At 68.7% G+C, this 15551-nt stretch carries 15 protein-coding genes; 5 read left to right on the top strand and 10 right to left on the bottom strand.

The features are described from left to right. Window positions 1–124: 124 nt before the first annotated feature. The 6 genes from ACWF82_RS26515 to ACWF82_RS26490 all read right to left on the bottom strand — a co-directional run bounded on the left by ACWF82_RS26515 (window position 125) and on the right by ACWF82_RS26490 (window position 5756). On the bottom strand, window positions 125–838 hold the full coding sequence (locus tag ACWF82_RS26515) for an MBL fold metallo-hydrolase (RefSeq protein ID WP_189033631.1): 714 nt from the start codon (window positions 836–838) through the stop codon (window positions 125–127). Between the two features lie 130 nt (window positions 839–968). Then, entirely contained in the window at window positions 969–1718 is a 750-nt protein-coding gene (locus ACWF82_RS26510; protein ID WP_452505387.1) for an adenosylcobinamide-GDP ribazoletransferase, read from the bottom strand. Between the two features lie 277 nt (window positions 1719–1995). Beyond that, window positions 1996–3066, bottom strand: a complete 1071-nt coding sequence (gene cobT, locus ACWF82_RS26505; protein ID WP_452505385.1) for a nicotinate-nucleotide--dimethylbenzimidazole phosphoribosyltransferase — start codon at window positions 3064–3066, stop codon at window positions 1996–1998. 79 nt (window positions 3067–3145) lie between these two features. Beyond that, entirely contained in the window at window positions 3146–3682 is a 537-nt protein-coding gene (locus tag ACWF82_RS26500; protein ID WP_452505383.1) for a bifunctional adenosylcobinamide kinase/adenosylcobinamide-phosphate guanylyltransferase, read from the bottom strand. A 31-nt stretch (window positions 3683–3713) separates the two neighbouring features. Then, the gene (locus tag ACWF82_RS26495) at window positions 3714–4610 is read right to left on the bottom strand and encodes an alpha/beta hydrolase (protein ID WP_452505404.1); all 897 of its coding nucleotides are present in this window, start codon (window positions 4608–4610) and stop codon (window positions 3714–3716) included. Between the two features lie 168 nt (window positions 4611–4778). Beyond that, on the bottom strand, window positions 4779–5756 hold the full coding sequence (locus ACWF82_RS26490) for a helix-turn-helix domain-containing protein (RefSeq protein WP_452505382.1): 978 nt from the start codon (window positions 5754–5756) through the stop codon (window positions 4779–4781). An 86-nt stretch (window positions 5757–5842) separates the two neighbouring features. Here ACWF82_RS26490 and ACWF82_RS26485 point away from each other — a divergent pair, with 86 nt between their 5' ends. Next, window positions 5843–6010 carry a hypothetical protein gene (locus tag ACWF82_RS26485; RefSeq protein ID WP_452505380.1) on the top strand — a complete coding sequence of 56 codons (168 nt, stop codon included), beginning with the start codon at window positions 5843–5845 and terminating at the stop codon, window positions 6008–6010. 56 nt (window positions 6011–6066) lie between these two features. On the opposite strand, the gene ACWF82_RS26480 is transcribed toward ACWF82_RS26485, so the two are convergent. Beyond that, window positions 6067–6726, bottom strand: a complete 660-nt coding sequence (locus tag ACWF82_RS26480; RefSeq protein ID WP_452505379.1) for a DUF3043 domain-containing protein — start codon at window positions 6724–6726, stop codon at window positions 6067–6069. Window positions 6727–6983: 257 nt separating this feature from the next. On the opposite strand from ACWF82_RS26480, the gene ACWF82_RS26475 reads away from it, so the two are divergent. Then, on the top strand, window positions 6984–7340 hold the full coding sequence (locus ACWF82_RS26475) for a HesB/IscA family protein (RefSeq protein ID WP_019046168.1): 357 nt from the start codon (window positions 6984–6986) through the stop codon (window positions 7338–7340). Window positions 7341–7603: 263 nt separating this feature from the next. Next, window positions 7604–8530: a carbohydrate kinase family protein gene (locus ACWF82_RS26470; protein ID WP_452505402.1), complete on the top strand. Its 927-nt coding sequence runs from the start codon at window positions 7604–7606 to the stop codon at window positions 8528–8530. 60 nt (window positions 8531–8590) lie between these two features. Here the strand turns inward: ACWF82_RS26470 and asnB are convergent, their stop codons facing one another. Then, on the bottom strand, window positions 8591–10534 hold the full coding sequence (gene asnB, locus ACWF82_RS26465; protein ID WP_452505376.1) for an asparagine synthase (glutamine-hydrolyzing): 1944 nt from the start codon (window positions 10532–10534) through the stop codon (window positions 8591–8593). Between the two features lie 352 nt (window positions 10535–10886). On the opposite strand from asnB, the gene ctaC reads away from it, so the two are divergent. Continuing rightward, entirely contained in the window at window positions 10887–12008 is a 1122-nt protein-coding gene (gene ctaC, locus ACWF82_RS26460) for an aa3-type cytochrome oxidase subunit II (protein WP_452505374.1), read from the top strand. Between the two features lie 10 nt (window positions 12009–12018). Next, window positions 12019–12435, top strand: a complete 417-nt coding sequence (locus tag ACWF82_RS26455; RefSeq protein WP_189033643.1) for a cytochrome c oxidase subunit 4 — start codon at window positions 12019–12021, stop codon at window positions 12433–12435. 93 nt (window positions 12436–12528) lie between these two features. Here the strand turns inward: ACWF82_RS26455 and ACWF82_RS26450 are convergent, their stop codons facing one another. Further along, entirely contained in the window at window positions 12529–13800 is a 1272-nt protein-coding gene (locus ACWF82_RS26450) for an FAD-binding oxidoreductase (RefSeq protein WP_452505372.1), read from the bottom strand. Between the two features lie 51 nt (window positions 13801–13851). Further along, window positions 13852–15405, bottom strand: coding sequence for an alkaline phosphatase D family protein (locus tag ACWF82_RS26445; protein WP_452505370.1), 1554 nt, complete (start codon window positions 15403–15405; stop codon window positions 13852–13854). Window positions 15406–15551: the final 146 nt, after the last annotated feature.

Raw genomic sequence — 15551 nt, 5'->3', positions numbered from 1 at the left:
GCACCGTTGCTTGCTCCTTCGTCGCGTACGCAACGGCGCCTGACCGGCGGGACGGCCGCCGACGGCCGACTGCGTCGGCCTGCCCCTCCTCGAGGTCGGGGCGTGCGGGGCTGAGTTGGTCTGCCTAGCCCGGCATCAAGGCCTGCCACTGCTGCAAGGTCTGCGGGCGTAGCACGTAGTTGTTGTCGCGGATCGACGACAGTTCGGCGCTGGGCTCCTCCGAGTACCAGTGGCCGGGGTAGACGACCGGGTTGCCGTCGAGCGCGGCCAGATGACGCAGGCTGCGGAACATCTCGTCGGAGTCGCCGCCGGGGAAATCGGTGCGGCCGCAGCCGTCGACGAACAGGGTGTCGCCGGAGATGAGGCGGCCGTCGAACAGGAAGCACTGGCTGCCCGGGGTGTGGCCGGGGGTGTGCAGGAGTTCGATCTCCAGCGCGCCGACCTTGACCTTGTCGCCGTTGTCGTGGCCGGTCAGCTCGCTCGGCGCGATTCCGGTGGTCTGGGCGACCCAGTCCAGTTCCTGCTTGTTCACGTGCACCGCGACGCTGGTCTTCTCCAGCAGTTCGCGCACACCACCGAGGGTGAAACCGAGCATGGTGCCGCCGACGTGGTCGGGGTGGTGGTGGGTGGCCAGGACGCCGGTGACGGTCATTCCGTCGGCGGTCGCGACGTCGACCAGGTCCGATGCCTTGTACGCGGGGTCGACCACGACGGTCTCGCCGGTCTCCCGGTCGCCGATCAGATACGCGAAATTACGCATCTGCGTGGCGATCGGATCGCCGACGGCGTAATCCCGGCCGGACAGCAGCTGGCGGAAGTAGAGGCGTTCGGAAGACATGTCATCACTGTATTGCCACCGGTGTGCTGGGGGAGCACCCGAGTACCGATGAGCGGACGGTCTGTGGGACCACACAACCGGCGGCGCCCCGGAATTATGACCAGTGCAGGTTTCACATTGCGGGGCGTGATTACCCAGCCAGCGAGAACCCAACAGCCGCAAGTGAAACCGTGATCTCGACCGCAGCGCCCAGCACATCACCGGACAATCCGCCGAATCGCCGGACGCTGTGCCGGGTGATCAGCACCGATACGGCGAGGACCGCGACGGTGACGAGGGGGCCGAGCCACAGGTTGCCAGGGACCGCGAAAACCGACCAGCCGGTGGCCAGCGCCGACCAGATCAGCACCGGGGCGAGGGGCTGGGTGCCCGCCACCAGCGTGCCGAAACCCGAGTCCGGCGCCGCGTCGATGCCACGGCGGCAGGCGAGGACGACGGCGACCCGGCCGAGCGTCACGGCGATCGCGATCGCGAGCCACCGGCCCTCGTCGGCAAGGGCGGCGAACGCGCCGGCCTGGATCGCGATGGCGAAGATCAGCGCGGCGACGCCGAACGGACCGGCCCCGCCGGACTTCATGATCTGCCTGGCCCGCTCGGGCGGGCCGTAGCTGCCGAGCCCGTCGGCGGTGTCGGCGAGACCGTCCAGATGCATGCCGCGGGTGAGCAGGGCCAGTACCCCGACGGTGAGCAGCCCGGCCAGCAGGGTGGTGAGTCCGGCCGCGACCGACAGGCGCATCGCCGCGGCCGCGAGACCGCCGAGCAGCAGACCGACCAGCGGTGCGAGCGCGATGGCGTGGCCCGCGATCCGGCGGTCGACGGTGGCCGGTCCGGTGACCGGGATAACGGTGAGCCAGGAAACGGCCAGTCGCACGCTGTTCACGACGGGCACCGGCCGGCGGTCGACACGATTCGAGTGGACCGGGCGGCAGAGCGGCGAAGGGAACGCGACCAGCCGCGACCAGCGCCGCACCGGCCACTCCAGAGGCGTCGGCCGGCAGGTTCCTGACTGGGCTGGGCGGCGCACTGCACGGCAGACCGGCGTTCAGTGTGCGGACCCTGCTGGGTCATGGTGGGTGCGGACCTGCGCCCGGCCGGATAACCGGACCAGGCGATCTCGTGCGGTGACCGGGTGGGGTGGGACACCGTCGGCGCCGAGCTCACTTGGCCAGGTCGACGGTGTCCGGCTGATCGGCCGTGCTGACACCCGCGTCGGCGAAGGTCGACATTTCCGCGAGGGTGGCGACGGCGGCGCGCAGGATCGGCAGGGCGGTGAGCGCGCCGGATCCTTCGCCGAGGCGCATGCCGAGGTCGACCAGCGGTTCCAGGCGCAGGTGCTTCAAGGCCAGGTCGTGGGCGGGTTCGGTGGAGCGGTGGCCGGGCAGCCACCATTCTTTCGCGCCCGCCGCGATGTCCTCGGCGACCAGGGCGGCGGCGGTGACGACGACACCGTCGAGGATGACCGGGGTCCGGCGGGTCGCGGCCTGGGCCAGGAATCCGGTCATGGCGGCGAAGTCGGCGCCACCCGCGACGCGCAACAGGTCGACGGGATCTTTGGCGACGGGACGGGCGCGGCGCATGCCGTCGCGGATGGCGGCGACCTTGCGGATCCAGCCCGCGTCGTCGACGCCGGTACCGCGGCCGACGGCGGCGACCGGCTCGGTGCCGGTAAGGGTGGCGATCAGAACGGTGGCGGGGGTGGTGTTGCCGATACCCATGTCGCCGGCGATCAGCAGGTCGGCGCCGCCGTCGATCTCCTCGTCGGCGATCGCGCGGCCCGCGGCCAGCGCGGCGGTGACCTCGTCCTCGGTCAGGGCGTCCTCGCGGTCGATCGACCCGCTGCTCCGGCGCACCTTGTGCTGGGAGACAGACGAATCGGTGTCACCCGCGACAGCGATATCGGCGACCCGCACCGTCGCGCCCGCGACCGCGGCCAGCGCGTTCACCGCAGCGCCGCCCGCCAGGAAATTCGCCACCATCTGCCCGGTGACCGCACTCGGATACGCCGAGACACCATGTTCGGCGACCCCGTGATCCCCGGCGAACACCACCACGCGAGCCCGCTCGAACTGCTTGGGCGGGCACACACCCTGGCAGGCCGCGATCCAGTTGCCGAGTGTCTCGAGCCGTCCCAGCGACCCGGCCGGCTTCGTGAGCTGCGTCTGGCGCTGCTCGGCCGCCGCGCGCACCTGCGCATCCGGGGCCGCGACCGGCGCGAATCCATGAGTCACTGGGAAGCCTTTCGACAGTGTGCCTGGTGTCGACGCTCATCTTGCCCGGATCACGGTGCGTCGCGCCGACCGACCCGGCTCATTTCAGCCGGACCGGCAGCCCGGCGACGATGAGGAACGCCTCGTCGCACACCTGCGCGAGCCGCTGGTTGAGCGTGCCGATCTCGTCGCGGAACAACCGGCCCGACCGGGTCGCCGGGATGACACCCATCCCGACCTCGGGCGAGACGATCACCAGCCGCTGCCGGTAGGCGTCGACGGCCGCGACGAGCGCGTCGCAGTCGGGGGCCACCGTGCCGCGCTGGGCATCCCAGGCGGCGCGGGCGTCGAGGCGGGCGGTGAGCCAGGTGCCGATGTCGTCGAGCAGGGTCGCGGGCGCCTCGGTGGCGAGAACCGTTGCGGGCTCGGTGTTCTCGACGGTCGACCAGTGCGCGGGGCGGCGTTCGCGATGGCCCGCGATCCGGTCGGCGAAATCATGGTCGGCGGGATCGAGAACCGCGGTCGCCAGGTAGCGAACCGCGGGCGCATCGGCTACCAGATTCTCGGCGAAGGCCGACTTGCCGGAGCGCGCGCCGCCGAGGACGAGGGTGCGGACTGGCGTGACGCTCACAGGCATTCCTGCACGGTAGCAATCAGCGGCGATGCGCTCAGTGCGCGCCCAGAGCGTCGAGGATCATCGGACGCGCGGTGGCGAGGGACTGCTGCCAGTACGGCCAGGTGTGGGTGCCGTTGGCGAAGTCGACGCGGGCGGGGATGCCGAGGGCGGTGGTCCGGTCGCGGAAGATGCTTGCCGCGATCACCGCGAACGCTTCGATTCCGGCCGCGTTGATCGTGTCGCCGGCCGCGCTCGGCAGGTCGAGTGGGCCGGGGACACCGTTTCCGCTGGTGACGTATACGGGCAGGCCGCGCAGGCGTTCGGCCTGGACGGTGGCGTCGTTGCGGCTCCAGGCGGGATCGCCGGCGGCGCCCCACATGTCGTCGATATTGAAGCCGCCCTCGTGAAGCATGGCGGCGCGCATGGCGTGGTTCCATATCGGATAGGTCGGGTTGAGGAACCCGGAGAACGAGCCGGCGAAGCGGAACTGGTCGCGATGGTGGGCGGCCAGGGTCAGTGCGGCGTTGCCGCCCATGGAGACGCCGACGATCGCGTTGTTCGTGCGGGAGACGCCGTATCCGGCCAGGAAGTCGGGCAGTTCGCGGGTGAGGAAGGTTTCCCACTTGTAGGTCGTGGCTTGCTGATTGGTGCTGCTCGGGCGGTACCAATCGGTGTAGAAGCTGGAGTGTCCGCCGACCGGGAACACCAAAGTCACGTTGTCACCGGCGAATTGGCGCAGGGCGTCGGTATCGGTGGTCCACTGGCTGTGGTCGGCGGGCGCGCGCAGACCGTCGAGCAGGTACAGCGCCGAACTGCCGCCACGGGCCGCCCACTGCACCTGGACCTTGATCGGGCCCATGCTCGACGGAACGAACAGTTCTTCGAAACCCCCTGCGGGAGCGCGGGATACCGGCGCGGCAGCGGCCGCGGACATGCCGATCGACGACATGACGACAGCCACCGCGACAACCGACAGTGCTTTTCTCAATGTGCGAAAACTTCCCCACCCAGCGCAGATCACCTGCCCAGCTGACCAAGGGCCGCGGTATCGAGTCAAGCCGTTACCGACTCTCAACAGCGGCGAAGGCGGGGAACTGTGCTGTTCACCAACCGGTCGTCAGGGTGCGGGCTCGGGCGCAGGAGCGCCGAAGCGGCGCCGGTATTCGGTGGGGGCGATGCCGACCTGGCGCTGGAAGTGGTGGCGCAGCAGGGCGCCGGAGCCGAAACCGGACTGGTCGGCGATGCGCTCGAGTGGCATGTCGGTCGCCTCGAGGAGGTGTTTGGCGAACAGGACGCGCTGGGTGGTGAGCCATTTGACCGGGGTGGTGCCGGTCTCGGCGGCGAAGCGGCGGGCGAAGGTGCGGGTGGACATGCTCGCGCGCGCCGCGAGCTCGTCGACGGTGTGCGGGTGGGCGAGATTCTCGGTCAGCCAGGTCAGCGTGGTCGACAGGCCCTCGGACCGGCATTCGGGCACCGGCTGCTCGATGAACTGGCGCTGACCGCCGTCGCGCTGCGGCGGCACGACCATGCGGCGGGCGATGCCGTTGGCCGCCGCGGTGCCGATCTCGCGGCGCACCAGGTGCAGGCAGGCATCGATGCCCGCGGCGGTGCCCGCGCTGGTGATCAGGTTGCCCTCGTCGACGAACAGGACATCCGGGTCGACGGTGGCGGCGGGGAACTGGGCGGCGAGGAGGTCGACGTAGCGCCAGTGGGTCGTGCACTTGCGGCCGTCCAGCAGTCCGGCCTCCCCGGCCAGGAACGCGCCGGAGCAGACGGTCAGGACGATCGCGCCCGCGTCCGATGCCGCGCGGATCGCCTCGACGACCCGCTCGTCGTAGCCATGACCGAGGGAGAACGGGAAGGCCGGGATGGCGACGAGATCGGCGTGCGCGAGCTCGTCGAGGCCGTACTCGGGCGTCACCGTGACGCCGGGGGTGGTGGAGCGCAGCGGCGTGCCCGGCGTGGCGCCACAGACCTTGAAGTCGAAGCCGGGCAGGCCGTCGGCGGTGCGGTCGAGCCCGAAAACCTCACAGACGACACCGAATTCGAACATGGCGAGTTTGTCGTTGAGGACGACGGCGACCTTCGACAGCATCACCCCATGCTATCTGGCTGAATCTTTACGCACAATGACAGAACAGCCACTTTCGGCCGAAAAGCAACGAGCGCAAAATTTCTGCCATGGTTACTTTCTTGATCGTCCTCGCCGCCATCATCGGACTCGCCGTCCTCATCGGCCGGGGCACCGCCGGATCGACCGGGCTCGTCGACCGGGACGTCCAGCGGATCGACGCCGAACTGTCCGCCATCGCCGGCTATGCGAACTACATCCGGCCCGGCCACCACTGAAAGCGCGAATGCCGCCCCACCCGAGGAGGTGGAACGGCATTCGTGACAGGGAGAACTCAGACGGCGTCGCCGGGGCCGACCCGCGGCTTGGGCGCGCGCATCTTGCGGATCTGCGAGGCGCGCACGAACGCGTACCAGCCCAGCTTGAAGCCGGTGTCGGTGGTGTCGGGGAAACGCTCGATCACCCGGTTGTTCACGATCTTGCCGAGCACGAAGCCCTCGATGATCATGAACACCATCATGACCAGCATCGCGAGGGTGACGATGGTCTGCAGACCCGGCGCGACGAACATCGACATGATCAGCACCAGCGCCATCGGCATGAACAGGCCGACCAGGTTGCGGCGCGCGTCGACCAGGTCGCGCACGTAGGCGCGGACCGGGCCCTGATCGCGCGGCAGCAGGTACTTGTCCTCGCCGGCCAGCATCCTGGCGCGGCGATCCTGCACGGCGGCGCGGCGGTCGGCCGCGGCGGCCTTGCGGTCTTCCTTGCTGCCCTTGGTGGCCTTGCGGCGGGCGCGGGCTTCCTTGGAGGTCATCGGGGCCGGCGCGACCGGGCCGCGTCGTTTGCCTTCGGCGTCACGCCTTTTCGGCGTCGGGCGACCCTTGCCCGGGGTGGTGGAAGCGGGTGCGGCAGCGGTCTGTTCGACGTCCGGCACCGAGGGGTCGACGGACTCGTCGATGGTGCTGGACTCGTCGCGACGGAACAATTTCACGTTCACCAGGCTATTCGATGGTGCCGAGCATCGGGAAATGCGGTCCGGTCAGTGGTGCGCCCGGTCTCATCCCCACTGGTATGAGACCCCGGTCACCCCGGTCCGGCGGGTACTGTGGGGCGAACCACCCAGGTCGAATCCACGCTGCGTGGCAGGGGTGGCAAAATAGGAATAGCAGCCGCCGCGATGGTGTTGAAATCAGTCGTGCGCTGTGCACCTGAGGTCCGTTATCCGGGCCGGCCGACTTAGGAGTGTCCATGACTGTGCAGAACGAGACCGCCACCGAGACCCACGGTGCGACGCTGACCGACGCTGCCGCCGCCAAGGCGAAGGCGCTGCTCGACCAGGAAGGTCGCGACGACCTGGCCCTGCGTATCGCCGTGCAGCCGGGTGGTTGTGCCGGTCTGCGCTACCAGCTCTTCTTCGACGATCGCATCCTCGACGGTGACATCGTCGTCGAGTTCTCCGGCGTGAAGCTGGCCGTCGACCGCATGAGCGCCCCCTACATCCAGGGCGCCTCGATCGACTTCGTCGACACCATCGAGAAGCAGGGCTTCACGATCGACAACCCGAACGCCACCGGCTCCTGCGCCTGCGGCGACAGCTTCAACTAGCGGCTGGCGCCGCGGGTTTTCGGCCTCGTAACCCCGCATCCGAGGGGCGAAACTGCGCCTTCGGCGGTACGTTTCGCCCCTCGGATGCGGGGCGGCCGAAAACGCGGGGGTTGCGTCGAGGTGAACCATCGGGGTGTGGCGCTTGCTACCGTTGAGGTCCGGGATCTGGTGATCCCGGGCTTCTTTGCTTTCCGCGCCTAGTGTCGAAGGGGCCTTGCCTCGTGTCTGTAGCTGTGTCCGCGTCCATCGCCACCGACCATCTCATGCGATTTCCCGGCAAGTTCGCCGATGTGCTGCTCGCCGATCAGCTCGATCATGTGTCCCTGAGTTTCCTCGTCGACGATCTGCAGATCCGTCGCGGTGGCGTCGCGGGCAACATCGCCTACGCCATGGGCCTGTTGAAGCAGCGTCCGGTGCTGGTGGGCGCCGTCGGCGCCGACTTCGCCGAGTACCGGCAGTGGCTGGAGTCCAACGGGGTCGACTGCTCCGCCGTGCACATCTCCGGCAAGGCGCACACCGCGCGGTTCGTGTGCACCACCGACGAGGCGATGGCCCAGATCGCGTCGTTCTACCCGGGTGCGATGAGCGAGGCGCGCGATATCGATATCGCCGCGATCGCCGCCGAACACGAGGTCGACCTGGTGCTGGTCGGTGCCAACGATCCCGAGGCGATGGTCGCCCACACCCGGCAGGCCAAGGCCGAGGGCATCGCCTACGCCGCCGATCCGTCCCAGCAGCTGGCCCGCCTCGACGGCGAGCAGGCGGCCGAGCTGGTCGACGGTGCCGCCTACCTGTTCACCAACAAGTACGAGTGGGCCCTGCTGCAGCAGAAGACCGGGCTCAGCGAAGCGGAGATCACCGCGAAGGTCGGCATCCGGGTCACCACGCTGGGTTCGGAAGGCGTGCTGGTCGTCGACGCCGACGGCACCGAGGTCCGTGTCGGTGTTGTTCCCGAGGTGGCCAAGGTCGACCCGACCGGTGTCGGCGACGGCTTCCGCGCCGGGTTCCTCACCGCCCACCGCGCCGGCCTGAGCCTCGAGCGTTCCGCCCAGCTCGGTTCGCTGATCGCCGTGCTGATCTTGGAGACCACCGGCACCCAGGAGTGGAGCCTGAACAAGGACGAGGCCGTCGAACGCCTCACCAAGGCCTACGGGGCCGACGCCGCCGACGAGCTGTCCGTGCTGCTGTAACCGAAAACCGAACGCCCCCTCGATCTTCCGATCGAGGGGGCGTTCGTGCGTCGTGGGGGACTACAGCGAGACCGGGTAGACCGGCTCCTGGATCTCCGGCTTGATCCGGTCCTCGACGAAGATGCCGTGCCAGACCATGAAGACGAGCAGGGTCCAGAGGCGGCGGCTGTGGTCGGAGACGCCGGCGCGGTGGTCGCGCAGCATCTGCAGGATGGCCGGCTTGTTGAGCAGGTGGTCGGTCTGGGACTCCGCGATCTGGGTTTCGGCCCAGTCGTAGAGTTCGGTGCCGCGCAGCCAGTGCCGCAGGGGGACCGGGAAGCCGAGCTTGGCGCGGTTGAGGACGTGGTCGGGGACGATCCCGTCCAGGGCCTGGCGCAGCGCGTACTTGGAGGTCTCCTTGGTGATCTTCTGGTCGTAGGGCAGGCCCTGGGCGACACGCATGACCTCGTTGTCCAGGAACGGCACGCGCAGTTCCAGGGAGTTGGCCATGGTCATCTTGTCGGCCTTGACCAGGATGTCGCCGCGCAGCCAGGTGAACAGGTCGAGGTGCTGCATGCGGGCGACCGGGTCCCAGCCCGCGGACTGGGCGTAGATCGGGGCGGTGACGTCCTGGTGGGTCCACTCGGGGCGGAACTCGCGCAGCACCGAGCGCAGCTGCGCGTCGTTGAAGCTGCGGGCGTTGCCGTAGTAGCGGTCCTCGAGGGTGAGCGACCCGCGCTGCAGCAGGGACTTGCCGCGCTTGCCGTCGGGGATCCTGTCGCCGAGCTTGCCGACGAGCTTGCGCAGCCCGGCGGGCAGGTACTCGAAAGGCTTGAGCGACAACGGCTCCCGGTAGATGGTGTAGCCACCGAACAGCTCGTCGGCGCCCTCGCCGGAGAGCACCACCTTGACGTGCTTGCGGGCTTCCTTGGCCACGAAGTACAACGGGACCAGCGCCGGGTCGGCGACCGGGTCGTCGAGGTACCAGACGATCTCCGGGATCGCGGCGGCGAACTCGGCGGGCGAGACCACCTTGACGATGTGGCGGGCGCCGATCAGCTCGGCGCTCTCGGCGGCCACATCGACCTCGGAGTAGCCCTCGCGCTCGAAACCGGTGGTGAAGGTGATCAGCTTCGGGTTGTGCCGCATCGCCAGCGCCGCGATGGCGGTGGAGTCGATGCCGCCGGACAGGAACGAGCCGACGGTGACATCGGCGCGCATGTGCTTGGCGACCGAGTCCTCGAGCGCGGCGGCGATCTCGGCGTAGCGGGCCTGCGCGGCACCCTCGGCGAACGGCCGCACCCGGAAGTCGGGGCGGAAGTAACGGGTGGTCTTCGGTTCCTCGCCGACCTCGATGGTGGCGTAGGTGCCGGATTCGAGGCGGCGGATGCCCTTGTGCAGCGACTCGGGCTCCGGCACGTACTGCAGCACCGTGTAGTGCTCGAGCGCGCGCGGATCGAGCTCGTCGGACACATCGAGCGGCTTCAGCAGTTCGAGAACGCTCTTCTTCTCGCTGGCGAAGGCGGTGCCACCGGCGCCGGTGGCGATGAACAGCGGCTTGATGCCGAACGGATCGCGCGCCAGGAACAGCGTCTTCTTCTCGGTGTCCCAGATCGCGAAGGCGAACATGCCGCGCAGCTTGCGCACGGCCTCGGGGCCCCAGAAGTGGAAGGCGGCCACGATGGACTCGCCGTCACCGTCGGTGGCGAAGATCTTGCCGTCCGGGAACTCGGCGCCGTGCTCGGCGGCCAGCTGCTCGCGCAGCTCCAGGTAGTTGTAGATCTCGCCGTTGAAGGTCATCGCGTAGCGCTGCGGGTTGTCCGCAGGGCCCCAGCGCAGCGGCTGGTGGGAGTGCTCGATATCGATGATCGAGAGGCGGTTGAAGCCGAAGATCATGTGATCGTCGTGCCAGGTGCCCTTCTCGTCCGGGCCGCGGTGCCGCTGGCAGTGCAGCGCGTCGTACACCTGATCGACCACCTCGGTCGTCGCCGTATCAGCTGTCAGGAATCCGAGCAGTCCGCACACGGTGTCGGCAACCTTCTCTCGTTCGATGATGGGGTGGCCACTTCCGGGCCCAAACGCTGTGTCCGAGTATGCCGCACACCGGCACGACGCGCCGCGCGCAACCCGTCGCCACGGCCACCGCGACGCGCTGGGGGCGGCAAACCGCAGGTCGCCGCATCCGGCGCGGTCGCGGCGGAGTGTCGAAGACGACCCCGCGACAAGTCAGCGGCCGCTTTGGTCTACGCTGCGTAGTACTCAGGTCCTTCTCAGGTGTGCAGGCGTCACAGCGGCAATACTCGAGGGCGGCCTGAAACGTGCTTGAAAGCGGTGTCGGAACGGGCGGATCGCGGCCCGGACGACGCAATGTGTCGGAATGTGTAGCGACCAGGAAGGCGTGAGCGTGGCGCACAAGGCGAGCGAAGAGATCGGGGCACGACCCGTTCGGGGTCGGCAGGGCCGCATCCTTCGACGGGCCGGGCTGGCGGTGTCCTTGGGGATCACTGCCGTCCTCGTCTCGGGCTGCTCGATCGACAATGTATGGCTGCGGTTCGGCTGGCCCTCGGGCATCACGCCGCAGGCCACCCGGATGCGGGAGCTGTGGACCTGGTCCGTGCTGGCCGCGCTCGCCATGGGCGTGCTGGTCTGGGGTCTGACCTTCTGGACCGTCATCATGCACCGCAAGCGCAAGGACTCCCCGGAGTTCCCGCGCCAGACGGGCTACAACGTGTCGCTGGAGCTGACCTACACGGCGATCCCGTTCGTGATCATCGCGGTGCTGTTCTACTTCACCGTGGTCGTGCAGAACTACGTGCACGAGAAGACCGACAACCCGGATGTCACCGTCGACGTGACCGCCTTCCAGTGGAACTGGAAGTTCGGCTACCGCAACATCAACAATGTCGGCGGGCTGACCTGGAACGGCATCGACTCCGAGCGTGAGCTGATCAACCAGGAGCAGCTGGCCGAGTACGCCGAGCGCAAGAACGAAGAGGGTCACGCGCAGCCGGGTCCGCTGCACGGCAAGCCGGCCAACGACATCCTCTCGTACCTGCACTACGACAAGGTCGAGACCATCGGCTCCAGCGACGAGATCCCCGTCCTGGTGCTGCCGACCGGCAAGCGCATCGAGTTCCAGCTCGCCGCCGCCGACGTGATCCACGCCTTCTGGGTGCCGGAGTTCATGTTCAAGCGCGACGTGATGCCGAACCCGAAGGAAAACCAGTCCGACAACGTCTTCCAGATCTCCGAGATCGAGAAGGAAGGCGCGTTCGTCGGCCGCTGCGCCGAGATGTGCGGTACCTACCACTCGATGATGAACTTCGAGGTCCGCGCGGTCTCGCCGGAGAAGTACGCCAAGTACATGCAGGCGCGCATCGACGGCAAGACCAACGGTGAGGCTCTCGAGTCGATCGGTGAGTCGCCGATCGCCACCTCCACGTACCCCTTCAACACCAAGCGCGATATCAAGAGCGCTTCGGTGAACGAGAGCAAGTGAGGATTCTGATATGAGGATCGAAGCGCGGATCTTCGAACTGCTCACGGCGTTCTTCATCCTGGTGGGCATCGTCTACGGTTTCTTCACCGCGCAGTCGCGTACCGGCATCGAATGGGCCGGTACCACCGCGATCGTGCTGACCGCGGGCCTGTCGCTGATCATCGGCACCTACTTCCGCTTCGTCGCGCGCCGCATCGACCTGCGGCCCGAGGACTACGAGGAGGCCGAGATCGTCGACGGCGCCGGTGACCTGGGCTTCTTCTCGCCTGGTAGCTTCTGGCCCATCACCCTGGCCGCCGCCGGTTCGGTGACCGCGCTGGGTCTGGCGTTCTTCCAGATGTGGCTGATCGCCCTCGGCGTCGTGCTCGTGCTCGCCGCCGCGGCCGGCCTGGTGTTCGAGTACTACCTCGGCGCCGAGAAGCACTGAGCGACAGAGACACAAAGGAAGGGCCCCACCGGATTCCGGTGGGGCCCTTCCTTTGTCTGTGGGTTGGCCGTCTGTGGGTTGGCCGTCTGTGGGCTAGACGCTGTAGCGCAGCGCCTGCTCCGAGCGGCAGATGTCGTCGATGCCGGAGACGATCTCGCGCAGCTGCTCCGAGGGCAGGGCCGAGGGGCGCAGGCGGCAGGTGAAGGTGATCAGGCCGTAGTCGGCGGGGGACAGGCCACGGGCGGCGGCTTCGGCGCGCAGGTACTCCGAGCGCACGCCGTAGGTCATCGCGGAGATGACGGTGAAGCAGCCGGTGCGCTCACGATGATCGGCGAACAGGTCGTGCAGGCCGTAGAACACCGAACCGTAGTTGGCCAGCGGCGCGAACACGCCCACCCGGTAGGCGGGGCCGCGTTCGGAGGAGCTGATGACGGTGTCGGCCAGGTACTCCGCGTCGCGCATGGTGAGGACCTTCGGTGCGAACATCAGCGCGCCCGCCGCGGCATTGCGCACCGGCATGCCCGCGCGGCCGCCCGCGGCGGAGGCGATGGCGCCCAGCGACTTCCTGGTGCGGGTGCCGACCTCACGCCGGGCCCGCAGGCCGCGGGTGGGGGCGGTCGGGTAGAGACTGGACCACTGGCCGAAGCGGACGGCGCCGAGGGTGACCTGGCCGGTGCCGACGGGGCGCGCCACCTTCAGCGGCGCGGTGTCGACCCAGCGGCCGACCTGCAGCGCCGCGCTGCCGGGGTTGGTGATCTCGGTGGTGGCGTGCTCGACGAAAGAATCGAAGTCGAGGAACCGGTCGGCGTCGGTGGTGAGCCAGGTGTGGTCCTTGTCGACCTCGACGACGTCGAGGGTCAGCGCGGTGATGATGCCTGCCCGGCCGCCCGCGCCGAGGATGCGGTGGAACCGCTCGGTGTGATGGCCGCGCCCGCAGGTGCCGATCCGGCCGTCGGGGTCGACGTACTCGAGATCGACGATCTGATCGATGAACATGCCGTAGCGGTGCGAGGCCGTGCTGACGCCACCGACGGAGGCGAAACCGCCCGCGGTGATGTCGCGGTGGTCGCCGACCACCGGCAGGCCGAGACCGTGCGCCCCGAGGCGGCGGTCGATCTCGGAGAGCTTGGCGCCCGCCTGCACGCGGACGGTGCGCCTGCCCAGGTTGATGTCGAGCACCGAGTTCATCTTGCGCAGCGAGAGCACCGCGCGCTGATCGGTCAGGCCATAGGACTCTTCGGTCTGCTCGCCGCCGCGAACCGTCAACCGTTCCGAACGATCACGCGAATCACGTACAGTGCGAACGACATCCGCAGTGTCCCGGGGGAGATATTCTTCGGAGATAACGGTGTGCGGCGTGCCCATGACCGCATAGCTAACCACAGCTCGGCGATTCTTGCCCACGGTACCTCTCAGCTATTTCCGGGCAGGGGCGAGCTGCTTGCTGAACAGGACTTTTCCGGTCGCGTCGCACAGGTCGACCGTGAGTTCGCCGGAGCGCCCGTCGATGCGGACCTCACCGAAGTGCTGGTACTGCGCGTCCAGCGGCGAGGTGTTGGGCGCGGGCGGGGCGTGCACGAACACCGCCTCGGGCCCGAAGGTCGGGTCGAGGTCGTTGGGGCCGAACGCGCCCGCGTTGAGCGGGCCGGAGACGAACTCCCAGAACTCGTCGAAATCGGTGAACGCCGCGCGGGCGGGCGAGTAGTGGTGCGCGGCGGTGTAGTGCACGTCGGCGGTGAGCCAGACGACGCCGGCGACCTTGTTCGCCTTGATCGCCGAGAGCACCTGGGCGATCTCGGTTTCGCGGCCCGACGGTGCGCCGGGGACGGCGTTGGCCGGGCCCTCGAAGGCGGTCTTGCCGTCGGGGACGATCACGCCGAGCGGCAGGTCGGCGGCGACGATCTTCCAGGTGGCCGTCGAATCCCGCAGGCCGTCGATGAGCCACCTGGTCTGCGCGGTGCCGAGGATCGCGCCCCGCGGTGCGGTGTTGGCGCCGTTGGCGTCCTTGTAGGCGCGCATGTCGAGGACGAACACATCGAGCAGCGGGCCGTAGGCGATCTTGCGGTACAGCCTGCCGTCGACGGCTTCTTTCGGCTCCAGCGGCATCCACTCGTGGAAGGCCTGCCACGCGCGCGCGGCCAGGGTGTCCATGCTGCGCTCGGTGTAGCCCTTGTCGGCGGCGACGGTGCCGCCGGGGTACCAGTTGTTGGTGGTCTCGTGGTCGTCCCACTGGACGATCTGGGCGACGGCGGCGTTGAAGCGGCGGTAGTTGCCGTCGGTGAGGTTGTAGGCGTAGTTGCCGCGGAACTGGTCGAGGGTCTCGGCGGGCGCGTTCTTGGCCTCGGCGGTGATGTTCTTCCAGATCCGGCCGTCGGGCAGCGTCACCGACTCCTTCAGCGCGTTGTCGGCGTAGACGCAGTCGCCGGAATGCAGGAACAGGTGCGGGTCGCGGGCGGCCATGGTGGCGAAGACCGTCATGCCGCCCAGGTCAGGATTGATGCCGAAGCCCTGGCCCGCGACGTCACCGGACCACTGCAGCCTGATGTCGGCGGGTGCGGTCGGCGCGGTGCGGAAGACGCCGGTGACGGTCTCCGAGCTCGCGCCGTCCTCGCCGTCGAGGCGGACCCGGTAGTGCACCAGCTCGCCCGCGGGCAGGCCGTTGACGCGGACCCGGCCGGTGCCGTCGGTGGCCGGGGTGAGCAGGGGACCGGTGAATCGTCTGGCGTCGCTGAACTTCTCGGTCGCCGCGGTCTCCACGATCAGCGTCGCGGGCTTGTCCGAGCGCGCCCAGATCAGGGCGCCGTCGCTGCGCGGGTCACCGACGGCGACGCCGTGGGTGAGGGTGGGCCTGGCCCGGACCAGGCCGGGGCCGTCATCGCCGCACGAGGCCAGCGCGGGGGTGGTCACCAGACCGAGGGCGGTGGCGCGCAACAGGGTGCGCCGGGACATCGCGGAATCCGAACCAGCCATGCGATTCACGGTGCAACGCCGGTCGGAACACCGGGACGCGGCCGCGGCAACACCGCGTGAACGGTGCCGTACGGATCGCACCCACCTTGCCGGATCTAGTAACTTTGCCGCCGTTCGCGCACTGTGTCGTGAGTTGTCGCTCACCT

The sequence above is a fragment of the Nocardia sp. NPDC055053 genome (genome assembly GCF_053608285.1).
The sequence above is the reverse complement of the archived record's forward strand: the minus strand, read 5'-3'. Positions and strand labels throughout refer to the sequence as shown.

Bases quoted from the DNA above. Each gene is read 5' to 3' on its own strand.
- ACWF82_RS26515 (WP_189033631.1), bottom strand. From the start codon at position 838: ATGTCTTCCGAACGCCTCTACTTCCGCCAGCTGCTGTCCGGCCGGGAT.
- ACWF82_RS26500 (WP_452505383.1), bottom strand. From the start codon at position 3,682: ATGCCTGTGAGCGTCACGCCAGTCCGCACCCTCGTCCTCGGCGGCGCG.
- ACWF82_RS26495 (WP_452505404.1), bottom strand. From the start codon at position 4,610: ATGTCGTCGATCGGCATGTCCGCGGCCGCTGCCGCGCCGGTATCCCGC.
- ACWF82_RS26490 (WP_452505382.1), bottom strand. From the start codon at position 5,756: ATGCTGTCGAAGGTCGCCGTCGTCCTCAACGACAAACTCGCCATGTTC.
- ACWF82_RS26485 (WP_452505380.1), top strand. From the start codon at position 5,843: ATGGTTACTTTCTTGATCGTCCTCGCCGCCATCATCGGACTCGCCGTC.
- ACWF82_RS26475 (WP_019046168.1), top strand. From the start codon at position 6,984: ATGACTGTGCAGAACGAGACCGCCACCGAGACCCACGGTGCGACGCTG.
- ACWF82_RS26470 (WP_452505402.1), top strand. From the start codon at position 7,604: ATGCGATTTCCCGGCAAGTTCGCCGATGTGCTGCTCGCCGATCAGCTC.
- ctaC (WP_452505374.1), top strand. From the start codon at position 10,887: ATGTGTAGCGACCAGGAAGGCGTGAGCGTGGCGCACAAGGCGAGCGAA.
- ACWF82_RS26455 (WP_189033643.1), top strand. From the start codon at position 12,019: ATGAGGATCGAAGCGCGGATCTTCGAACTGCTCACGGCGTTCTTCATC.
- ACWF82_RS26450 (WP_452505372.1), bottom strand. From the start codon at position 13,800: ATGGGCACGCCGCACACCGTTATCTCCGAAGAATATCTCCCCCGGGAC.
- ACWF82_RS26445 (WP_452505370.1), bottom strand. From the start codon at position 15,405: ATGGCTGGTTCGGATTCCGCGATGTCCCGGCGCACCCTGTTGCGCGCC.